The organism is Microvirga sp. P4_G7 (genome assembly GCF_056401005.1).
The window spans coordinates 1-2158 of record NZ_JBFUKD010000628.1 but is presented as its reverse complement, the minus strand read 5'-3'; the positions used below and the strand labels follow the sequence as shown (position 1 = coordinate 2158).

2 protein-coding genes and 1 tRNA gene are annotated in these 2158 nt (G+C 62.6%); all 3 read left to right on the top strand.

The window, feature by feature from the left end; genetic code table 11:
• A partial coding sequence (gene mnmA, locus AC1DT3_RS18825) for a tRNA 2-thiouridine(34) synthase MnmA (RefSeq protein ID WP_477466746.1) occupies positions 1–1054 on the top strand: 1054 nt, incomplete at its 5' end.
• A gap of 29 nt (positions 1055–1083) precedes the next feature.
• On the top strand, positions 1084–1725 hold the full coding sequence (locus AC1DT3_RS18820; RefSeq protein WP_477466745.1) for a class I SAM-dependent methyltransferase: 642 nt from the start codon (positions 1084–1086) through the stop codon (positions 1723–1725).
• A gap of 119 nt (positions 1726–1844) precedes the next feature.
• Positions 1845–1921 (top strand) — tRNA-Met (locus AC1DT3_RS18815).
• Positions 1922–2158 lie beyond the last annotated feature (237 nt).

Sequence of the window (2158 nt, the reverse complement as noted above, 5' to 3'; positions counted from 1 at the left end):
GCGTGAGGGCTATGATGTCCTCGGCATCACCCTTCAGCTCTACGATCAGGGCGAGGCGGCCCATCGCAAAGGCGCGTGTTGCGCCGGTCAGGACATCTATGATGCCCGCCGGGTCGCCGARGCGATCGGCATTCCGCATTATGTGCTCGATTACGAAGCGCGTTTCCGTGCGGCGGTGATCGATCGGTTCACGCAGAGCTATTTGGACGGCGAAACGCCGATACCCTGTGTCGAATGCAACCGCTCCATCAAGTTCCGCGATCTTCTGGAGACAGCCAAGGATCTCGGCGCCGACATTCTGGCTACCGGGCATTATGTGGCGAGCCGCCATTTGCCCGACGGCCGTCGCGCGCTCCACCGCGCCGCTGATCCGGACCGGGACCAGAGCTATTTTCTCTATGCGACCACACCAGAGCAGCTGAGCCTGCTGCGGTTCCCCCTGGGCGAACTGCCCAAGGACGATACGCGGGCGCTGGCACGCGAATTCGGCCTCACCGTCGCTGAAAAAGCCGACAGCCAGGACATCTGCTTCGTCACGCATGGCCGCTACAGCGACATCATCGAGCGGTTGAAGCCGGGCGCGGCCAAGGGCGGCGAGATCGTCCACGTCGACGGCCGCGTGCTCGGGCGGCATGAAGGCATCATCCATTACACGGTCGGACAGCGGAAGGGCCTGGGTCTCTCTGTCGGCGAGCCACTTTACGTGGTGCGCCTCGACGCTGGCTCGGCCCGGGTCGTCGTCGGCCCAAAGGAAGCGCTTGCGACCCGTCAGATCCGCGTCACCGACCTGAACTGGCTCGGCGACAAGCCCCTCGACACGATCGGCGAGGCCGGCATGGAGGTGGCCGTCCGCGTCCGCTCCACCCGCGAGCCGCGGCCCGCGACCCTGCGCTTTTCGGGGACAGGCGCCCTGGTCGAGTTGTTTTCGGCCGAGGACGGGGTGTCTCCCGGTCAAGCTTGTGTCATCTATGAGAGCGATGATCCTCGGGCCCGCGTGCTCGGAGGTGGTACGATTGCTCGTTCGGAAGTGGAAGCCGCGCCCGCCGCGGCCTGACGCTCCCGTCCAATATGCAAGGGACTTTCATGACGGATGGACCGACGACGGCCCTGATGCAAAAGGCTTATGCCCGCTGGGCACCCATCTATGACGTCGTCTACGACAAGCTGACGGAGCCGGCCGCAAGGGCCGCCGTCGCAGCTTCGGTTGCCTGTGGCCCGAGGGTTCTGGAAGCGGGCGTCGGGACCGGGTTGTCGCTGGGCTATTATCCGGCCAATGCGGAGGTCGTCGGCGTCGACCTATCTGAGGACATGCTCCGCCGGGCACACGAGAAGGTGCGCAAGCAGGGTCTGACCCACGTCAAGAGCCTCCAGGTGATGGACGTCACCCGCCTCGGGTTCCCCGACGAGAGTTTTGATGCGGTGACGGCGCAGTTCATCATTACGCTGGTGCCGGATCTCGACGCGGCATTATCGGAATTCGCACGGGTGCTGCGCCCGGGCGGCGAGATCGTGCTCGCCAACCATTTCGGTCAACCGTCAGGACCCATCGCCGCGCTCGAGGAACTGGCCTCACCTCTCGCCAAGGCGATCGGGTGGAGTTCCGCGTTCAAGGCGTCGCAGGTCGAGGCATGGGCCCGCACGACCGGGCGCATGGAAGTGGTGGAGCTGCGGACCTTGTTCCCCTTGGGCTTTTTCAAGCTGATGCGGATCCGCAAATCGGCCTGACCGCAGCGCTGGAGGCGGATCGTGTCGTGCGTCTCAAAAGACGCGCACTCTTCCTTGACAGCGACCTCCAACCTTTCCTATACCCCGTGGCCTGACCCGGGGTAATGCCCCGGTCCTGGGGCGGAGTAGCTCAGTTGGTCAGAGCAGAGGAATCATAATCCTTGTGTCGGGGGTTCAAATCCCTCCTCCGCTACCATCAAAAAACCCGCAAAAGCAACAGCTTAGCGGGCTTTTTGATGTCTGAGATAGCTGTTTCTTGTGTTGCAAGGCGCTGCAACAGGTTTCGTTAATTTACAAGGGTTTGTGTGACGCTGCATTCCGCTCCGCGCAACACAGATGCAACATGAAACCTGAAGCGATCCGCCTCTTAGTAGAGGCGGTATTCTCGTTTGGATTTAGGTTTGAGCATCCGGCTAAGTCTAGGGGTTAGAGC